Raw genomic sequence first — 2,728 nt, forward strand, 5'->3', positions numbered from 1 at the left:
GCCAATCAGGCGTCGGTTCAAGGGGCTGCGCGCGGCATCGACGTGGCCAAGATCTCCCCCCTTGCGGTTGCAGTGACCTTCGTCGTCGCCAAGGTGTCTTTGTCTGACACGTCCGGTCTTCCGTTCTGGGGTCGGAAAATCTGGTCGTCCGCCGAAAGGCGGAAATGGCAGGTTGGATCCCCACAGGCGGCGCAGCCGGTACCGGGGAGGTTACCCCCTAAACAGCCCGCGCAGTTTCCCTTGGAAACAGAGCGGGCTGCCGTTCGCCGGGACGCTGCCCCGGACCCCGCGCCTGCGCGGCGGGCGCCAGGGTCATCGTTCGCCACTCCCCCTGCACCCCCTGGCATCTCCGATGGCTCGGGGCGTCGTTCCGCACAGTTTCCCGTTCGGCCCGGCGAACCGTCCCCCGGACGGTACGCTTTCCGCGCCTCACCCCTTCCAGCTCGCAAAGGGCCATTTGCCATGCCCTCTGCACTCCCATGGCAGGGCGTCCTGCGCCTTGCTGGTCGAACGTCGCCGCGCAGGGAAACGCCCCCTTCGGGAGCTGCGCCATGTCTGATCTCGACTTCGATCCGCTCCTGAAGCGCGTTCATCGCGTCCTGCAAATGCTGCCGAAAGCCGCGGAAGCGCTTGACGCGCTGCGGAACCTCGAAGCGCTCGAACACAGTCACCTCGGATACGATCTCGATCGTCGGTTCGCCCAACGGCGGATCTTCGGCGCGCGGGATCTGTTCGATGTCGCAACCTTACTGGGACCGGTGCGACGCGCGCTGGACGCTGAATGGCACCAGGTGGTGATCGACGAAGAGGGCATGGTCCGTCCTGTCGTGGAGCGCCAGCGCACGACACGCGGCGCAGAAATCGCCAGCGCCACTCAACAGCTCTTTGCGCTGGAGGCTGACCTGCAGGATCTCCTCGCGCTGCGTCGTGCCGAAGAGGTCGCGATGAAGCTTCGCATGGAGACCTGCAGCTGATCTGACCCGTTCCGGGGGCCTCCGACGCCCCCGGAACAGCCGTCAAACAAACCGCCTTTGAAAAAGTCTTTCGACACCACTTCCTCGACGGCCCGAGTAACGGGCCCCATCACGAGGAAGACAATGTCCAATCCCACGCCCGCCCGAACTCTCAAGGCAGCCAACCTCGATCGAGGACTAGGTCGCGGCGGCGGAGCGCTTCTGCCACCGTGAGGGCTGAACCATCGTCCACGTCTTCATGGACGAGGAAAGATCGGGGAAGGACACGCGGCGGCCCGGCTACCAGTCCATGAAGTCCGCAGCAGAGCGCCGCGCCTTTGACGTCGTTCCGGTTGAAGCGGTCGACCGCCTGACGCGCAAGGTGAAAGATGCGATCAACACACTCGATCTGCTGTCGTTCCAGGATATCCGCCTAGTGTCGATTCAGGAGGGCGAACAGGACGTCATGAAGGTTCTGTTCGCGGGCTTTGGCGCGCAGATGTTCAGCCAGAAAATCGCCGATCACACGAAACGGGGCATGCAGGGGGCAATCACCCGGTTCCGGCTCCACACAAGCGCCTATGGCTATCGCAAGCGCGAGGTGGAACACGGCCTCAACCGCGAAATCGATCCGGAGGAGGCCGCAATCGTGCGCCGGATCTTCGAGGAATACACCTCCGGGAAATCGACGAAGGCGATCGCCGCCGGGCTGAATGCGGACCGGATTCCCGCGCCAAAGGGCGGGACATGGGAGAGCACGACGATCCGCGGCAGCCGGTCGCGGCAGGACGGCATTCTGCGCAACCGCCTCTATACCGGCATGGCCAGCGTCTGCCGCAACACGCATACCTATCATCCCGAAACCGGCGCGAAACGGATCAAACCCTCGCCGCAGGACATGATCGAACAGGAAATCCCGGATCTGCGGATCATCGCACAACCGCTCTGGGACGAAGCGCAGGCGGAGTTGAGCCGACGTGCGGCACCGACCCCGAAGACGGTGCGGAGGATGCCGCGCCGTCGCCATCTGCTCTCCGGCTTGATGATCTGCGGATGCTGTGGCGCCAATGTTGTCAAATACAACAAGGCCAGTTTCCGCTGTGGGAAGGCCAACAAGGGGGCCTGTGGTAATCGAAAGGGCATCTCGCGCCGGCGCCTTGAGCAGTGCGTGTTCGATGCCCTCCGCGCCGTGTTCCAATCAAAAGAGATGCGGCGCCGGTTCGTGGCCGAATACGAAGCCGCACGCGCAGGTCTGCGGGACGGCACGGTTGAAGCAGACCTGTCTCGGCTGGAAGCACGACGTGTCGCCGCACGCCGCGGCCTGAACAGCATCATGACCGCCATCGCCGAGGGCGCACGCTACGCGACCTTCAAGGCAAAAGCGGAGGCGCTGCAGGCGGAAGTCGATGTCCTCACGGCACGGATCGCTGAGAAACAGGCCAGGATCGCCACCCAGGCATCGGTGGTGGAAGACCCCAGCCAAGCCTATGATCTTGCCGTTCAGCAGATGGAGGACTTACTGTCCGAGGTAGGGTACGTCGACGAGGCAAACACATATCTCTCGATGCTGATCAAACGGATCACACTCACAGAAAACACGACCGCACAGCATGGCGTCGAGATCCGCATGAACCTCGCAAACGCCGCGCTGCTGCCCGAAAACGGGGCCGGAGGGACCGCGGACGGCAAAGCCATGACCGTAAAATGCTGATCACGCAGCGAAACAGCACGCGCGGGGAAGCAAATGACGGCCGAACAAGGGGCGCTGCCCCCTC

The 2,728-nt window shown here is 63.6% G+C and carries 2 protein-coding genes; both read left to right on the top strand.

Annotation, left to right across the window (positions count from 1 at the left end; genetic code table 11):
- The first annotated feature begins 551 nt into the window (after positions 1 to 551).
- Positions 552 to 974, top strand: a complete 423-nt coding sequence (locus RBB42_RS27895; protein ID WP_305972694.1) for a hypothetical protein — start codon at positions 552 to 554, stop codon at positions 972 to 974.
- Between the two features lie 223 nt (positions 975 to 1,197).
- Positions 1,198 to 2,664, top strand: a complete 1,467-nt coding sequence (locus RBB42_RS27900; RefSeq protein ID WP_305972695.1) for a recombinase family protein — start codon at positions 1,198 to 1,200, stop codon at positions 2,662 to 2,664.
- Positions 2,665 to 2,728 lie beyond the last annotated feature (64 nt).

This window comes from Mameliella sp. MMSF_3455 (assembly GCF_030733205.1).
GTDB lineage: Bacteria > Pseudomonadota > Alphaproteobacteria > Rhodobacterales > Rhodobacteraceae > Antarctobacter.

Bases quoted from the DNA above. Each gene is read 5' to 3' on its own strand.
- RBB42_RS27895 (WP_305972694.1), top strand. From the start codon at position 552: ATGTCTGATCTCGACTTCGATCCGCTCCTGAAGCGCGTTCATCGCGTC.